Origin of the sequence: Ralstonia sp. Ralssp135 (assembly GCF_047304345.1) — a bacterium.
GTDB lineage: Bacteria > Pseudomonadota > Gammaproteobacteria > Burkholderiales > Burkholderiaceae > Ralstonia > Ralstonia chuxiongensis.
In genome coordinates this window covers 51,370-65,610 of the sequence record NZ_JBGLYZ010000007.1, presented here as the reverse complement: position 1 = coordinate 65,610, position 14,241 = coordinate 51,370, and the positions used below count along the sequence as shown (strand labels likewise).

Genomic DNA, 14,241 nt, shown 5'->3' with positions numbered 1-14,241 from the left:
TCTTTCCCGCCTCCGCTGTTTTCTCCTGTTAATCCGATTCTGGTCGCTGCCTGAAGGGCGAGCGGCCTGTCAGTTCGTCGAGATACGCTTCCATACCGGCCGTTTCGCGGTCGAGGAACCTGCTCACTGCATCGGCAAATGCCGGGTGTGCGAGCCAGTGTGCCGACAGCGTCGCAACGGGCTCGAAGCCGCGCGCCATCTTGTGCTCGCCTTGCGCGCCACCTTCGAACGTGCGGATGCCGTGCGTGATGCAGTACGTCAGCGGCTGGTAATACGCCGTCTCGAAGTGCAGGCAAGGGTGGTGCTCGATCGCGCCCCAGTAGCGGCCGTACATGACCGACGCTTCGGGCCGTGTGTCGACTACCAGCAGCGCGCTGGCGATGTCATTGCCGTTGCGCGAGGCGACCACTAGCAGCAGGTTTTCCGGCATCGTCTGGCCGATCTGGCGGAAGAACTCCAGGTTCAGATACGGCGACGAGTGATGCTCGCGGTAGGTGGTGCGATAGCAGCGGTGGAAGAAGCGCCAGTCAACGTCTGTCGCCGCTGCGCCAGGCACGTGGCGGAACGTAATGCCCGCGTCGTGCACGCGGCGGCGCTCGGCGCGGATATTCTTGCGCTTCTTCTGTTCCAGCGCGGCCAGAAAGTCGTCGAAGCTGGCAAAGCCCGGATTGCACCAGTGGAATTGCACCCCTTGCCGCAGCAGCATGCCTGCCGCACGCATTTGCTCGGCCTCGCTGGCGGTGGGAAAGAGCACATGCAGCGATGACAACTCGCTCTGCCGCGCAACCGCCAGTAACGTGTCGAGCAGCGCCGCGCGCGCAGCCGCATCCCGCGCCAGCAACCGCGCACCCTGTACCGGCGTAAACGGCACGGCCGACAGCCATTTCGGGTAGTACTCCAGCCCATGCTGCGCGTATGCATTGGCCCACGCCCAGTCGAAGACGTACTCGCCATAGGAGTGGCCCTTCACATACAGCGGTACGGCCGCAGCGAGCACTTCGCCATCGGGGCCGTCTTCCCACAGCGTCAGGTATTGCGGCGACCAGCCGGTGTCAGGCGATGCGCTGCCGCTCTCATGCAGGGCGTGCAGGAAATCGAAACGCAGGAAGGGCGTCGCCTCGGGCTGCAGGGCGAGCAGGGCGTCCCACGCCTCGCGGCCGATGTCGCGCAGATCGGTCACAAGTCGCATGCGATAATTGGTCAATTCGTGCCGCGAACCAGCGCGCGCTTGGGGCTCGGGAACAAGGGGGCGAGAGGTCATGCCGCCGATTCTAATTCCAGCTTCGAATGCCGCGCTTGCAATCCACATTGCCCCCATGACCGTCTCTGTCGCTCTCGCCCAGATCAACTGCACCGTCGGCGATTTCGCCGGCAATGCTGCCCGCATCGTCGCCGCCGCGCGCGAAGCGCACCAGGCTGGTGCGCGCATTCTGCTCACGCCGGAACTGTCGCTCACGGGCTATCCGCCCGAAGACCTGCTGCTGCGCCCGGCCTTTATCGATGCCAGCGCGCGCGCTCTCGATGCGCTTATTGCCGAGCTGGCGGTCTTCCCCGGTTTGCACGTGCTGATCGGGCACCCGCAACTCTCGCTGGAAGCCCCGGCGCCCGGCCTGTTGCCCAAGCCCACGAACAGCGCCACAGTGGCCGCGGACGGCCGCGTGGTCGGCCGGTACAACAAGCTGGAACTGCCCAATAACGAGGTTTTTGACGAGAAGCGCTACTTCCAGCCCGGCACCGAGCCCTTTGTGTTCGAAGTGGACGGCACGCGCTTCGGCATCGTCATCTGTGAAGACGCCTGGTATGCCACAGCCACGGCCTATGCCAAGGCTGCCGGTGCGCAGGTGGTGCTGATCCCCAACGCTTCGCCGTATCACCTCGACAAGGAAGACCTGCGCGAGCGGATCATCGGTGACCGCGTGAAGGAATCGGGCTTGCCGCATGTCTATGCGAACCTGGTCGGCGGGCAGGATGAGCTCGTCTTCGATGGCGGCTCGTTCGTGCTCGATGCCGAAGGCAACGTCGTCGTGAGGATGGGGCAGTTTGTGGAGGGCGTCGGCTACGCGCAGTTCGATGGCGGACGCGCGCTGCCGGGCACGATCGTGCCGGAGCCTTCGCTTGAAGCCCAGGTGTACGAGGCGCTCAAGCTGGGCGTGCGCGATTACCTCGGCAAGAACGGCTTCCCGGGCGCGATCATCGGCTTGTCGGGCGGCGTCGATTCGGCGTTGGTGCTGGCGATTGCCGTCGATGCGCTCGGCGCGGATCGCGTGCGCGCGGTGATGATGCCCTCGCGTTACACCGCAGATATCTCGTGGGTCGATGCGCGCGACATGGCGGCCCGCCTGGGCGTGCAGTACGACGAAATCGCCATCAGCCCGATGTTCGATGCATTCAAGGGCGCGTTGGCGGAGGAGTTCCGCGGGCTGCCCGAAGATGCGACGGAAGAAAACATCCAGGCGCGCATTCGCGGCACGCTGCTGATGGCGCTGTCCAACAAGAGCGGCCGCATCGTGCTGACGACCGGCAACAAGAGCGAAATGGCGGTCGGCTACTGCACGTTGTACGGTGACATGGCCGGTGGTTTTGCCGTCATCAAGGACATCTTCAAGACGCTGGTCTACCGGCTGTGCCGCTATCGCAATACGTTGTCGGAAGTGATTCCCGAGCGCATCCTGACTCGTGCGCCGTCGGCCGAGCTGCGCGAGAACCAGACCGATCAGGACAGCCTGCCCGAATACGATGCGCTCGACGCCGTCGTGCAGCGCTACATGGAGCAGAACCAGCCGGTGGCCGACATCATTGCTGCGGGGTTTGCCGAGGCCGACGTGCAGAAGATCGTGCGCCTCATCAAGATCAACGAGTACAAGCGGCGTCAGGCGCCAGTGGGCATTCGCGTGACGCAGCGGGCGTTCGGGCGCGACTGGCGGTATCCGATTACGTCGCGCTTCAAAGAGTAAGCCGCCGTCATGCTCGACTACTACGCCAAGCGCGCCCCCGAATACGAACGCATCTATGCAAAGCCGGAACGGCAGGGCGATCTGGCGTGGTTGAAGGCGCGTGTGCGCGATCTGACGCGCGGTGCGCGGGTACTGGATCTGGCATGCGGCACCGGTTTCTGGACCGAGGCGATGACGGACGCGCGCAGCATCGTCGGCGCGGATTTCAACGACACCGTGCTGCGCATCGCGAGCGGCAAGGGCATCCCCGGAGCGTCGTTTGTGCGCGCCGACAATGACGCGCTACCGTTTGCGCCGGCAACATTTGACGTGATGACGGCAGGTTGCTGGTGGTCGCATGTGCCGCTTCAGGACTTGCGCCAGCACGTCGAAGGGCTGCACCGCGCGCTCGGGCCCGGCGTGCGTGTCCTGTGGTTCGATAACCAGTATGTGTTCGGCTCAAGCACGCCCATCGCCTACAACGACGAACATGGCAACACGTGGCAGCGCCGCCCCCTGCGCGACGGCAGCGAGCACGATGTGCTGAAGAACTTTCCCGACGATCCGACGCTGCTGCAGACCCTGTCCGGCATCGCCCAGGATGTGCGCATTAACCGGCTCCAGTATTATTGGACGCTTGAATACTTCACCAACTAGTGAGCGAGACACCATGAAACAAATCACCGCCATCATCAAGCCCTTCAAACTGGACGAAGTGCGCGAGTCGCTCGCCGACGTGGGGGTGACCGGCCTGACCGTCACCGAGGTCAAGGGCTTTGGCCGCCAGAAGGGCCACACCGAGCTGTATCGCGGTGCGGAATACGTGGTCGACTTCCTGCCGAAGATCAAGATCGAGGTGGTGGTGGCCGAGAGCCAGGTCGAAAACGTGATCGACACCATCGTCAAGGCCGCCAAGACCGGCAAGATCGGCGACGGCAAGATTTTCGTGATGCCGGTGGAGCAGGTGATTCGCATCCGCACTGGCGAGAAGGACGAAGCAGCGGTCTGACGCCGTTGTCTGTGGCCGGCGCGCTCGCGCCGGTCAGCGCTGATCAACGCGGCAGGGTAATGTTCCAGCGCAGCGTCGCCAGCCGCCCGATCACGATCGCCAGCGTGGCGATCACCACGGACACGCTCGGAAGCAAGTCCGTGTGCGTCAGCCCGACGTAAAGGAAGCACCCGACAAACGCGCACGTTGCGTACGGGTGATTGTCCCGCAGCAGCATGGGCACTTCATTGCAGACTACGTCGCGCAGCAAGCCGCCAAAGGCCGCCGTGATTACGCCCATCATCACCGACACGAAGACCGGGACGCCCGCATCGAGCGCCAGTTGCGTGCCCAGCACGCCAAAGAGCCCCATGCCGATGGCGTCGGCCACGATCAGCACGCGATCAGACACCAGTTGGCTGACCAGCCGGATCACCCAGTTGGCGAACAGGCTCATCACGAACAGCGCAAGCAGGTATTGCTCGTGCTCGATCCAGTAGAAGGGCCGTCGATCCAGCAGCAGATCGCGCAGCGTGCCGCCGCCGAACGCGGTCAAGAACGCGACGATGAACGCGCCCACGGCGTCGAGCCGGCGCCGTTTGGCCTCGGCCAGCCCAGAGATGGCAAACGAGAAGACCGCGAGGATCTCCACCCAGTGCATCACCAGCTGCAGGCGGGTCACGTGCATATGCGTGTTGTTCTTGTTGTGAGCCGTTGAATGGGCGGACTGCGCTTCAGGAGCCGTGCGGCTGGCGCAGCAGCACCAGCACCGCGCCAGCGCCCCCGGCCGTGTTGCGCGGCTCGACAAAAGCGATCACTTCTTCCTTCTGCACCAGCCACGAGCGCACCTTGCCCTTGAGCACGGGCGTTTTGTCGGGCGAGCCGAGGCCCTTGCCATGGACCACGCGCACACAGCGGATGCCACGCTGCACAGCCCGGCGCAGGAAGGCTGCCAGCGCCTCCCGGGCTTCTTCGCGGCGCATGCCGTGCAGGTCGATCTGGTCTTGCGTGGCCCACTCGCCGCGGCGCAGTTTCTTGAGCACGTCGTCGCCGATGCCAGGGCGGCGGTAGGAAAGCGTGTCGTCGGTTTCCAGGAGGTTGTCCACGTCGAATTCATCCGACAGCGAATCGCGCAGCACGGTCTGCTCTTCGGCACGCGAATGCACGGGATCGGGCGCGGGCGGATTGCGCGGATGCTCGACGCGCTTGTTCTGGCGCAGCGCGCTCACCTCGCCGATGCTGGCACGGAACACGTTGGCTTCTTCTGCGGCCTTGCGTGCGGCGGCTTCGGCGCGCTGGCGTTCGGCCTCGCGTGCTTCCGTCTCGTGCTTGAGCTGGTCACGCAGGCTGGCCAAGTCGGTCAGGCTGAGCTTGTTGGCGGGGGAGGGGGCGTGTTTCATGGTGAAGGGCAGGCGAGCACATCGGGGTGGAGCGTGTGTCGATTATACGAAGGTGCCGCACATGGCAAAACGGCCGATGGTCACCCATCGGCCGTTTTGTTTGCGCTCGGAAGCCCCGGCGCGATGACGCTTATTCCAGGCTTTCCAGGTAGCGCTGTGCGTCCAGCGCGGCCATGCAGCCCGTCCCGGCGCTGGTGATGGCCTGGCGGTAGATGTGGTCTTGCACGTCGCCCGCGGCGAATACGCCCGGGATGTTGGTGGCGGTGGCCATGCCGTCCAGGCCGCTCTTCGTGCGGATGTAGCCCGTGTCGTTCATGTCGAGCTGGCCGCGGAAGATGTCCGTGTTCGGCTTGTGGCCGATGGCGATAAACACGCCCGCTACCTTGAGCTCTTCGGTCTTGCCTTCGTTCTCGTTCGTGCCTTTCAGGCGAGCGCCCGTCACGCCGGAGTCATCGCCCAGGATTTCGTCGAGCACCATGTTCGTCTTGATCTCGATCTTGCCTTTCTTCTGCTGCTCATGCAGACGGTCGATCAGGATCGGCTCGGCGCGGAACTTGTCGCGGCGGTGGATGAGCGTCACCTTGCTGGCGATGTTGGCCAGGTACAGCGCTTCTTCCACGGCGGTGTTGCCGCCGCCCACCACGGCCACTTCCTGGCCCTTGTAGAAGAAGCCGTCGCACGTGGCGCAGGCAGACACGCCGCGGCCCGCGAAGGCTTCTTCCGACGGCAAGCCCAGGTACTGGGCCGAAGCGCCGGTGGAGACGATCAGCGCGTCGCAAGTGTATTCATCCGAATCGCCCACCAGGCGGATCGGCTTCTCATTCAGATGCGCGGTGTGGATGTGGTCGAACAGCACTTCAGTCTTGAAGCGCTCGGCGTGTTCCAGGAAGCGCTGCATCAACTCGGGGCCTTGCAGGTGCTCCTTGTCAGCCGGCCAGTTTTCCACGTCGGTGGTGGTCATGAGCTGGCCGCCCTGCGCCAGACCGGTGACCAGCACTGGGTTCAGGTTGGCCCGGGCAGCGTAAATCGCGGCCGTGTAGCCGGCGGGGCCGGAGCCAAGGATCAGCACTTTTGCGTGTTTTGCCATGATGCGTTCTGTGTGTGCGCGGCACGAGGGGTGGAGCGCCGCCGTGCAGGCTAGGTGAGGGTGATGGGCGCCATTATAAAGTGGCACCCCCTCGTCCGCCCGGTTGTAAATTCCAATGGCGGTGATAGGGCCGCGTTACAATCCTCGGCATCGCATTTGTGCAGTCCTTTTGTGCTGTCATCAAGCCGCGCGGCTTTGCCGAAGCGGCGCACCCGTCTCCCGCATGGCTCGAGCTTCCACCACTCCGACAACCCGTACCGATCCCGCCGCACTGCCGTCCCGCATTGGCCGGCTGCTGGGGGAGGTCCGCTGGTTCCTGTTGCTGGCGGTGACCATCGCCTTCCTGATCATCCTTCTGTCATACAACCGGGCCGACCCCGGTTTCACCCACGCCAGCCAGGTCGACGAAATCCGCAACCTGGGCGGCCGCGTGGGCGCGTGGCTGGCCGATCTGCTGCTGTTTGTCTTTGGCGCGTCCGCCTACTGGTGGGCGGTGCTGCTGGTGCGCAAGGTCTGGCGCGGCTGGCGCGAGCTGATGTCGGACGAGCGCCTGCCGCGCACCTCCATGCCGCGTGTTGACGCCAGTGTCACGTGGATCGGCTTTGCGCTCATCCTGGCCTCCAGCATGGGTCTGGAAGCCATCCGCATGTATTCGCTACACATGAAGCTGCCGCGTGCGCCTGGCGGCGTGCTGGGCGACGTGATCGGCGGGGCGATGCAGCATTCGCTGGGCTTTACCGGCGGCACGCTGGCGCTGCTGTTCACGTTCCTGGTCGGGCTGTCGCTGTTCTTCCATTTTTCGTGGCTGAACCTGGCCGAGCAGATCGGCGCGGGCGTCGAGATGCTGTTCGTCGGCTTCAAGACGCGCCGCGAGAGCAAGCAGGACCGGGCCATTGGTGAGGCAGCCAAGGTCGAGCGCGAGGAAGTGGTCGAAATCCGCCGTGTGCGTATTGAAGAATCGCCGCCGGTGCAGATCGTGCGCCCGACCGCCGTGGTCAAGAGTGAACGCGTGGAGCGCGAGAAGCAGCAGCCGCTGTTTGTCGACATTCACGATTCCGACCTGCCGCCGCTCGCGCTGCTCGACCCGATCCCGCCGGTTGTGGAAACCGTAAGCGCCGAGACGCTGGAATTCACCTCGCGCCTGATCGAGAAGAAGCTCAAGGATTTCGGCGTGGAAGTGCAGGTGGTGGCGGCCTATCCGGGGCCGGTCATCACGCGCTACGAGATCGAGCCTGCCACGGGCGTGAAGGGCAGCCAGATCGTCAACCTCGCCAAGGATCTGGCGCGTTCGCTGTCGCTGGTGTCCATCCGCGTGGTGGAGACGATTCCGGGCAAGAACTGCATGGGTCTGGAGCTGCCGAATCCGAAGCGTCAGGCGGTGCGCCTGTCGGAGATTCTCGGCTCGCAGGTCTACAACGAGAGCGCATCGCAGCTCACGCTGGCGCTGGGCAAGGACATCGCCGGCAAGCCGGTGGTGGCCGACTTGGCCAAGATGCCGCACTGCATGGTGGCCGGCACCACGGGCTCCGGTAAGTCGGTCGGGATCAACGCGATGATCCTGTCGCTGCTGTACAAGGCCAAGGCCGACGCGGTGCGCCTGATCCTGATCGACCCGAAGATGCTGGAACTGAGCATCTACGAAGGCATTCCGCATCTGCTGTGCCCCGTCGTGACGGACATGCGCCAGGCCGGCCACGCGCTCAACTGGGCCGTGGGCGAGATGGAACGCCGCTACAAGCTCATGAGCAAGATGGGCGTGCGGAACCTGGCGGGCTTCAACAAGAAGATCGAAGAAGCCGCCGCGCGTGAAGAGAAGATTCCCAACCCGTTCAGCCTGACGCCGGACGCGCCGGAGCCGCTCGACAAGCTGCCGATGATCGTCATCGTGATCGACGAACTGGCCGACCTGATGATGGTGGTCGGCAAGAAGGTCGAAGAGCTGATCGCGCGGATCGCGCAGAAGGCGCGTGCCGCCGGTATCCACCTGGTGCTGGCGACGCAGCGACCGTCGGTGGACGTGATTACGGGCCTGATCAAAGCCAACGTGCCGACGCGGATTGCGTTCCAGGTCAGCAGCAAGATCGACTCGCGCACGATTCTCGACCAGCAGGGCGCCGAAGCGCTGCTGGGCATGGGCGACATGCTGTATCTGGCGCCCGGCACCGGTTTGCCGGTGCGCGTGCACGGTGCGTTCGTGTCGGACGAGGAAGTCCACCGCATCGTCGATAACCTCAAATCGCAAGGCGAGCCGAACTACATCGAGGGCATCCTGGAAGGCGGCGTGGCCGATGGCGAGGGCGGCGGCGATGGCTTTGGCGGCGGCGCGGGCCTTGTCGGCGCCGGTGGCGGCGAGGCCGACCCGCTGTACGACCAGGCTGTCGACGTGGTGCTTAAGAACCGCCGCGCTTCCATCTCGCTCGTGCAACGCCATCTGCGCATCGGCTACAACCGAGCGGCGCGCCTGCTCGAGGACATGGAAAAGGCTGGGCTTGTGTCGGCCATGTCCGGCAACGGCAACCGCGAAATCCTGGCGCCCAACCGCAACGGCAACGTCGTCGAAGAGGAATGACGCTGTCGGTATGCTGTGCGCATTTGCCGTTACATCGCGTTACCGCGCGGGCGGAATGTTCGGGCGCGGCCGGCTACTAAGAATAAGATCAACTGAAACCGGGATTCCTATGTTTGTGTTGAAAGCACGTCACCTGATGGCCGCCGGGCTGGTTTCGCTGGCGGCGTGGTCCGCCGGCGCCTATGCGGGTGCAGTCGAGCAGCTCAACGCCTTCGTGAGCAACGTCAGCACCGCGCGCGGAGAGTTCGTCCAGCGACAAGTGAAGGGCGGCACCAACGGCAGCCCGCTGCGCGTGGCTGGTACCTCCAGCGGCGATTTCGTTTTCTCGCGCCCAGGGCGCTTCGTTTGGCGCTATGTGAAGCCGTACGAGCAGCAACTCTCGGCCGACGGCCAGATGCTCTACATCTTCGACAAGGACCTGAACCAGATCACGGAGCGCAAGCTCGATGCATCGCTGGGCTCCAGCCCCGCGGCCATCCTGTTTGGCAGCAACGATCTGGCCAAGAACTTCACGCTCAAGGAAGGCGGTACCAAAGACGGCATCGACTGGGCCGAACTCACCCCCAAGGCAAAGGACACCCAGTTCGAGCGCATCGCCATCGGTTTTCGCAGCGGAGAGCTGCAGGGGATGGAGCTGCGCGACGCCTTCGGCAACACCACCTTGCTGACGTTCTCGAACATCCAGAAGAATCCGCAACTGCCGGCCAACGTGTTCCGCTTTACGCCGCCCAAAGGGGCCGACGTAATCAAGCAATGACGCGTGCAGGCCGGTTTTCGACAAGGAGACCGACCATGCCTTTGCCGTTCACCACGTCGCTGCACCGTGCAGCCGCTCTTGCTGTCGCAGCGTCAGCGGCGGCCGTCTTCACGGGATGCGCCTCCACCGGTGCGTCCCGTTTTGACGTTGATTCCTTCCTCACCGCGCCCGACACCGTGCTCGCCGAAGCCTTGGTCAACAAGGATTTCTTGCACGCGACCGAGCTGCCCGGCGCCGAGTGCAGCGCATTGGTGAAAGGCCACGCCGGGCAGGTTGTGCCGATCCAGGCGCCGGTTGATCCGCGTCTGCCCGAGGCTTCCGCGCGCCAACCGTTCGTGATTCAGCCGCCGGCCAGCGAGAACGTCTGGCTGCTCCTGCGCGCGTCAAACGGTGCGCAGTCGTGTCATGGGCCGTTGCCGGCCAAGGCATTCATGGGGCTCGTGCAGCGCGCGTCAAACTGACCGCGCGTTGCGCGAAGGGGCGCCGGGGTTGCGCCCGGTTTCTGCGACAATCCCCGGATGAACGCTTCCGCATCTCTCTTTCCGGACGCGCCCGCCCACATGCCGCTGGCCGAGCGCCTTCGCCCCCATTCTGTCGACGAAGTGATCGGCCAGCAGCATCTGCTGGGGCCGGGCAAGCCGCTGCGCGTGGCCTTCGCGTCTGGCGAGCCGCATTCGATGATCCTCTGGGGCCCGCCTGGCGTTGGAAAGACCACGCTGGCGCGATTGATGGCCAATGCGTTCGATGCGGAATTCATCGCGCTGTCGGCCGTGCTCTCCGGCGTCAAGGACATCCGCGAGGCCGTTGAGCGCGCAGAGCAATTCCGCGCCAATGGTCGCCGCACGCTCGTGTTCGTCGACGAAGTTCATCGCTTCAATAAAAGCCAGCAAGACGCATTTCTGCCGCACGTGGAAAGCGGGCTGTTCACCTTCATCGGCGCGACGACGGAAAACCCCTCGTTCGAGGTGAACGGTGCATTGCTCTCGCGTGCCGCGGTGTATGTGCTCAAGAGCCTGTCCGACGATGAACTGAAGCAGTTGGCCGAACGGGCGCGTCAGGAGCTGGGCGGATTGGAGTGGGCGCCCACCGCAGTCGACGCCATCGTCGCGTCTGCCGATGGCGATGGCCGCAAGTTGCTCAACAACATTGAAATCGTCACCCGCGCCGCGCGTTCGCAGGCCGAGGGCGATACCGCTTCGGTGGTGGACGAGGCGCTGTTGGCCTCTGCGTTGTCGGAAAACCTGCGCCGCTTCGACAAGGGCGGGGACGCGTTCTACGACCAGATCAGCGCACTGCATAAATCCGTGCGCGGCTCCGACCCGGACGGCGCGCTGTACTGGTTCTGCCGGATGCTCGACGGGGGCGCCGACCCGCGCTACCTCGCGCGCCGCATCGTGCGCATGGCGTGGGAAGACATTGGGCTGGCCGACCCGCGTGCCGGACGCATCACGCTGGACGCAGCGGAAACGTACGAGCGTCTGGGCTCGCCGGAAGGCGAGCTGGCGTTGGCCCAGGCCGTGATCTACCTGGCCATCGCGCCCAAGTCGAATGCCGGCTACAACGCCTACAACGCGGCGCGCGCCTTCGTCAGCCAGGACAAGTCGCGCAACGTGCCCGTGCATCTGCGCAATGCGCCGACCAAACTGATGAAAGAACTTGGCTACGGCCACGCCTACCGCTACGCGCATGACGAGCCCGAGGCCTACGCCGCCGGCGAAACCTACTTCCCCGACGATCTGCCCCCGCAGAACTGGTACGTGCCCACGCCGCGCGGCCTGGAAGGCAAGATCGGCGAGAAGCTGCGGCACCTGCGCGAGCTGGATGCGCAGTGGCATGCCGAGCGGGATAAATCCTCTCGTAACAAATAATCCCCCCGGGCCGGTACGATAAAATCGGCCTTTTCGATCATTCAGATCGCTCGCAATCTTCGGTTTTCCTTTTTTTCCCACCATGCTTGATATCCAACTGCTGCGCAAAGACATCGACGCCGTCGCCGCGCGCCTCAAAGATCGCGGCTACGTGCTCGACGTGGCCGGCTTTGCCGCGCTTGAAGCGGAACGCAAGGCCATCCAGACCCGCACGGAAGAGCTGCAGGCTCGCCGCAACAGCCTGTCCAAGCAGATCGGCATGCTCAAGGGCAAGGGCGAGGATGCATCTGGCGTGATGGCTGAGGTGTCGGGCATCGGTGACGAGCTGAAGGCGTCTGCCGCGCAACTCGACGTGGTGCAGGCCAAGATGCAGGACCTGATGCTGTCGATCCCGAACCTGCCGCACGAAAGCGTGCCGGCCGGCCGCGACGAAACGCAGAACGTGGAAGTGCGCCGCGAAGGCACGCCGCGCGCATTCGACTTCCCGGTCAAGGACCACGTAGACCTGGGCGCCGCGCTGGGGCTGGATTTTGACGCGGGTGCCAAGCTGTCGGGCGCGCGATTCACTGTCCTCAAGGGGCAGGTGGCGCGTCTGCATCGCGCACTCGCGCAGTTCATGCTCGACACGCACACGCTGGAGCACGGCTACACCGAGGCGTACGTGCCGTACATCGTCAACGCAGCGTCGATGCGTGGCACCGGCCAGTTGCCGAAGTTCGAGGAAGACTTGTTCCGCGTGCCGCGCAAGATGGGGCACAGCGCCGAGGGGGAAGACGGCGAGCGCGTCGAAAACTTCTACCTGATTCCGACCGCCGAAGTACCGCTCACAAACCTCGTGCGCGATGAGATCGTTGCCGCCGATGCGCTGCCGATGATGTTCGCCGCGCATTCGCCGTGCTTCCGTTCGGAAGCCGGTTCGTACGGCAAGGACACGCGCGGAATGATCCGCCAGCACCAGTTCGACAAGGTTGAGATGGTGCAGATCGTGCAGCCTGAAACCTCGGCCGCCGCGCTGGACGCCATGACCAACTGCGCCGAGAACATCCTGCGCAAGCTCGAACTGCCGTTCCGCACCGTCGTGCTGTGCACCGGCGACATGGGCTTCGGCAGCACCAAGACGTACGACATCGAGGTGTGGATTCCGGCGCAGAACACATACCGCGAGATCAGTTCCTGCTCGAACATGGGCGACTTCCAAGCGCGCCGCATGCAGGCGCGCTTCCGCAACGCACAGGGCAAGCCGGAACTGGTTCACACGCTCAACGGTTCGGGCCTCGCCGTGGGCCGTACGTTGGTCGCGGTGCTGGAGAACTACCAGAACGCGGATGGCTCGATCACGGTGCCGGCGGTGCTGCGCCCGTATCTGGGTGGCCAGGAAGTGCTGAAGCCGGCAGTTTGAACGAGTGGCGTCGACCCTCTTGATCTGGCCGGAAAAATTCTGTTATAGTCGCGGTTTCGCGATTCAGCGACCCAGTTACCGGAGAGGTGGCAGAGTGGTCGAATGTACCTGACTCGAAATCAGGCGTACCGGCGACGGTACCGTGGGTTCGAATCCCACCCTCTCCGCCAGCAGTAGCAAAAGCCCCTTGGTTTTACGACCAAGGGGCTTTTTTGTTTGGCGCTTAGATTTCGTCTGGCGAAAAAGCGTCGACACCGGCGGTCACGCCGCCCGGTTTGCCGCCCGCGCCAACATGTTTTCGATCTGCTGGTCCTTCTCTTCCCAGAGCTGGGCGAGCCAGCGGTGGAAATCGCTACGGAAGGCGGCGTCGGTGCTGTAGTCGTGCGTGCAGAAATCCGGTGGGATCGGCAGCTCGCGGATATGCACCATCACCCGACCGGCCCGGCCGCTGGCCAGTTGCCAGAAGCTCGGTGTGCCGTCTGGGTAGGCAATGCTGATATCGAGCAGCGACTGGAACCGCCCACCCATGGCATTGAGCGTCAAGGCCAGCGCGCCGGCCTTTGGCTTGAGCAGATGGCGATAGGGCGACGATTGCGTCTGGTGCTTTGCGGGGGTGTATCGCGTGCCTTCGGCAAAGTTCATGACGCTGGTCGGCACATGGGCGAACTTGGCGCAAGCGCGACGCGTGGTTTCGCGGTCTTGATTGCGCAGTTCGGGGTGTTTGCGCAGCGCCGCTTTGGAGTGCCGACGCATGAACGGGAAATCCAGCGCCCACCAGGCCAGACCGATGACCGGCACGTAGATCAACTGCTGCTTGAGGAAGAATTTCAGCAGCGGTATGCGCCGGTTCAACACCCGCTGCAGCACAAAGATGTCCACCCACGACCGATGGTTGCAGTTGACCAGGTACCAGCCCGCGTAGCGCAGGTTGTCGGCACCTTCAACGCTCCACGGCTCGCGTTGCAGCACGCCGATCCAGGCGTTGTTGCAACCGATCCAGCATGTGGCGACCCAATTGAGCATGGGGTCGATCCGGCGGCGGACTGCCGCTGCCGGCACCAGCAGCTTGAACGCCGAGAGCGTGAACAGCGGCACGCTCCAGAACAGTGTGTTCAGGGCCAGCAGGACTGAGCTAAGCGTGCCCAATACAAAGGCAGGCAGGACGCGAATCAAGGCTCCTCCAATGAGCGCCCCCGGTTGGCCCCCGGCAGGCAAAAATCGTGATGTTGACGATACGCGA

General features: G+C 64.2%; 13 protein-coding genes and 1 tRNA gene. 9 read left to right on the top strand and 5 right to left on the bottom strand.

Annotated elements, in window-relative coordinates; all coding sequences use genetic code 11:
• Positions 1 to 28 precede the first annotated feature (28 nt).
• A complete protein-coding gene (locus ACCD03_RS07785) occupies positions 29 to 1,261 on the bottom strand; it encodes a GNAT family N-acetyltransferase (RefSeq protein ID WP_413411233.1) in 1,233 nt (410 codons plus the stop codon).
• Between the two features lie 55 nt (positions 1,262 to 1,316).
• Here ACCD03_RS07785 and ACCD03_RS07780 point away from each other — a divergent pair, with 55 nt between their 5' ends.
• The 3 genes from ACCD03_RS07780 to ACCD03_RS07770 are packed head-to-tail and all read left to right on the top strand — an operon-like array spanning position 1,317 to position 3,942.
• Positions 1,317 to 2,954, top strand: a complete 1,638-nt coding sequence (locus tag ACCD03_RS07780) for an NAD+ synthase (RefSeq protein ID WP_413411232.1) — start codon at positions 1,317 to 1,319, stop codon at positions 2,952 to 2,954.
• Positions 2,955 to 2,963: 9 nt separating this feature from the next.
• On the top strand, positions 2,964 to 3,590 hold the full coding sequence (locus ACCD03_RS07775) for a class I SAM-dependent methyltransferase (protein ID WP_325653668.1): 627 nt from the start codon (positions 2,964 to 2,966) through the stop codon (positions 3,588 to 3,590).
• A gap of 13 nt (positions 3,591 to 3,603) precedes the next feature.
• Positions 3,604 to 3,942, top strand: coding sequence for a P-II family nitrogen regulator (locus ACCD03_RS07770; protein WP_004631293.1), 339 nt, complete (start codon positions 3,604 to 3,606; stop codon positions 3,940 to 3,942).
• 43 nt (positions 3,943 to 3,985) lie between these two features.
• Here the strand turns inward: ACCD03_RS07770 and ACCD03_RS07765 are convergent, their stop codons facing one another.
• The 3 genes from ACCD03_RS07765 to trxB form a co-directional block, all read right to left on the bottom strand.
• The gene (locus tag ACCD03_RS07765) at positions 3,986 to 4,609 is read right to left on the bottom strand and encodes a trimeric intracellular cation channel family protein (RefSeq protein ID WP_253538203.1); all 624 of its coding nucleotides are present in this window, start codon (positions 4,607 to 4,609) and stop codon (positions 3,986 to 3,988) included.
• 46 nt (positions 4,610 to 4,655) lie between these two features.
• Positions 4,656 to 5,321 carry a Smr/MutS family protein gene (locus tag ACCD03_RS07760; RefSeq protein ID WP_253538201.1) on the bottom strand — a complete coding sequence of 222 codons (666 nt, stop codon included), beginning with the start codon at positions 5,319 to 5,321 and terminating at the stop codon, positions 4,656 to 4,658.
• Between the two features lie 130 nt (positions 5,322 to 5,451).
• The gene (gene trxB, locus ACCD03_RS07755) at positions 5,452 to 6,408 is read right to left on the bottom strand and encodes a thioredoxin-disulfide reductase (protein ID WP_413411231.1); all 957 of its coding nucleotides are present in this window, start codon (positions 6,406 to 6,408) and stop codon (positions 5,452 to 5,454) included.
• 223 nt (positions 6,409 to 6,631) lie between these two features.
• Here trxB and ACCD03_RS07750 point away from each other — a divergent pair, with 223 nt between their 5' ends.
• The 6 genes from ACCD03_RS07750 (at position 6,632) to ACCD03_RS07725 (ending at position 13,171) form a co-directional block, all read left to right on the top strand.
• A complete protein-coding gene (locus tag ACCD03_RS07750; RefSeq protein ID WP_413411230.1) occupies positions 6,632 to 8,977 on the top strand; it encodes a DNA translocase FtsK in 2,346 nt (781 codons plus the stop codon).
• A 109-nt stretch (positions 8,978 to 9,086) separates the two neighbouring features.
• On the top strand, positions 9,087 to 9,734 hold the full coding sequence (gene lolA / locus ACCD03_RS07745) for an outer membrane lipoprotein chaperone LolA (RefSeq protein ID WP_024975079.1): 648 nt from the start codon (positions 9,087 to 9,089) through the stop codon (positions 9,732 to 9,734).
• A 35-nt stretch (positions 9,735 to 9,769) separates the two neighbouring features.
• Positions 9,770 to 10,195: a hypothetical protein gene (locus tag ACCD03_RS07740; RefSeq protein WP_253538197.1), complete on the top strand. Its 426-nt coding sequence runs from the start codon at positions 9,770 to 9,772 to the stop codon at positions 10,193 to 10,195.
• A gap of 99 nt (positions 10,196 to 10,294) precedes the next feature.
• A complete protein-coding gene (locus ACCD03_RS07735) occupies positions 10,295 to 11,602 on the top strand; it encodes a replication-associated recombination protein A (protein ID WP_253539100.1) in 1,308 nt (435 codons plus the stop codon).
• Positions 11,603 to 11,684: 82 nt separating this feature from the next.
• On the top strand, positions 11,685 to 13,001 hold the full coding sequence (gene serS / locus ACCD03_RS07730; RefSeq protein ID WP_413411228.1) for a serine--tRNA ligase: 1,317 nt from the start codon (positions 11,685 to 11,687) through the stop codon (positions 12,999 to 13,001).
• An 80-nt stretch (positions 13,002 to 13,081) separates the two neighbouring features.
• Positions 13,082 to 13,171: transfer RNA gene (locus tag ACCD03_RS07725), tRNA-Ser, on the top strand.
• A 91-nt stretch (positions 13,172 to 13,262) separates the two neighbouring features.
• On the opposite strand, the gene ACCD03_RS07720 is transcribed toward ACCD03_RS07725, so the two are convergent.
• Positions 13,263 to 14,174, bottom strand: coding sequence for an acyltransferase (locus tag ACCD03_RS07720; RefSeq protein WP_253538155.1), 912 nt, complete (start codon positions 14,172 to 14,174; stop codon positions 13,263 to 13,265).
• Positions 14,175 to 14,241: the final 67 nt, after the last annotated feature.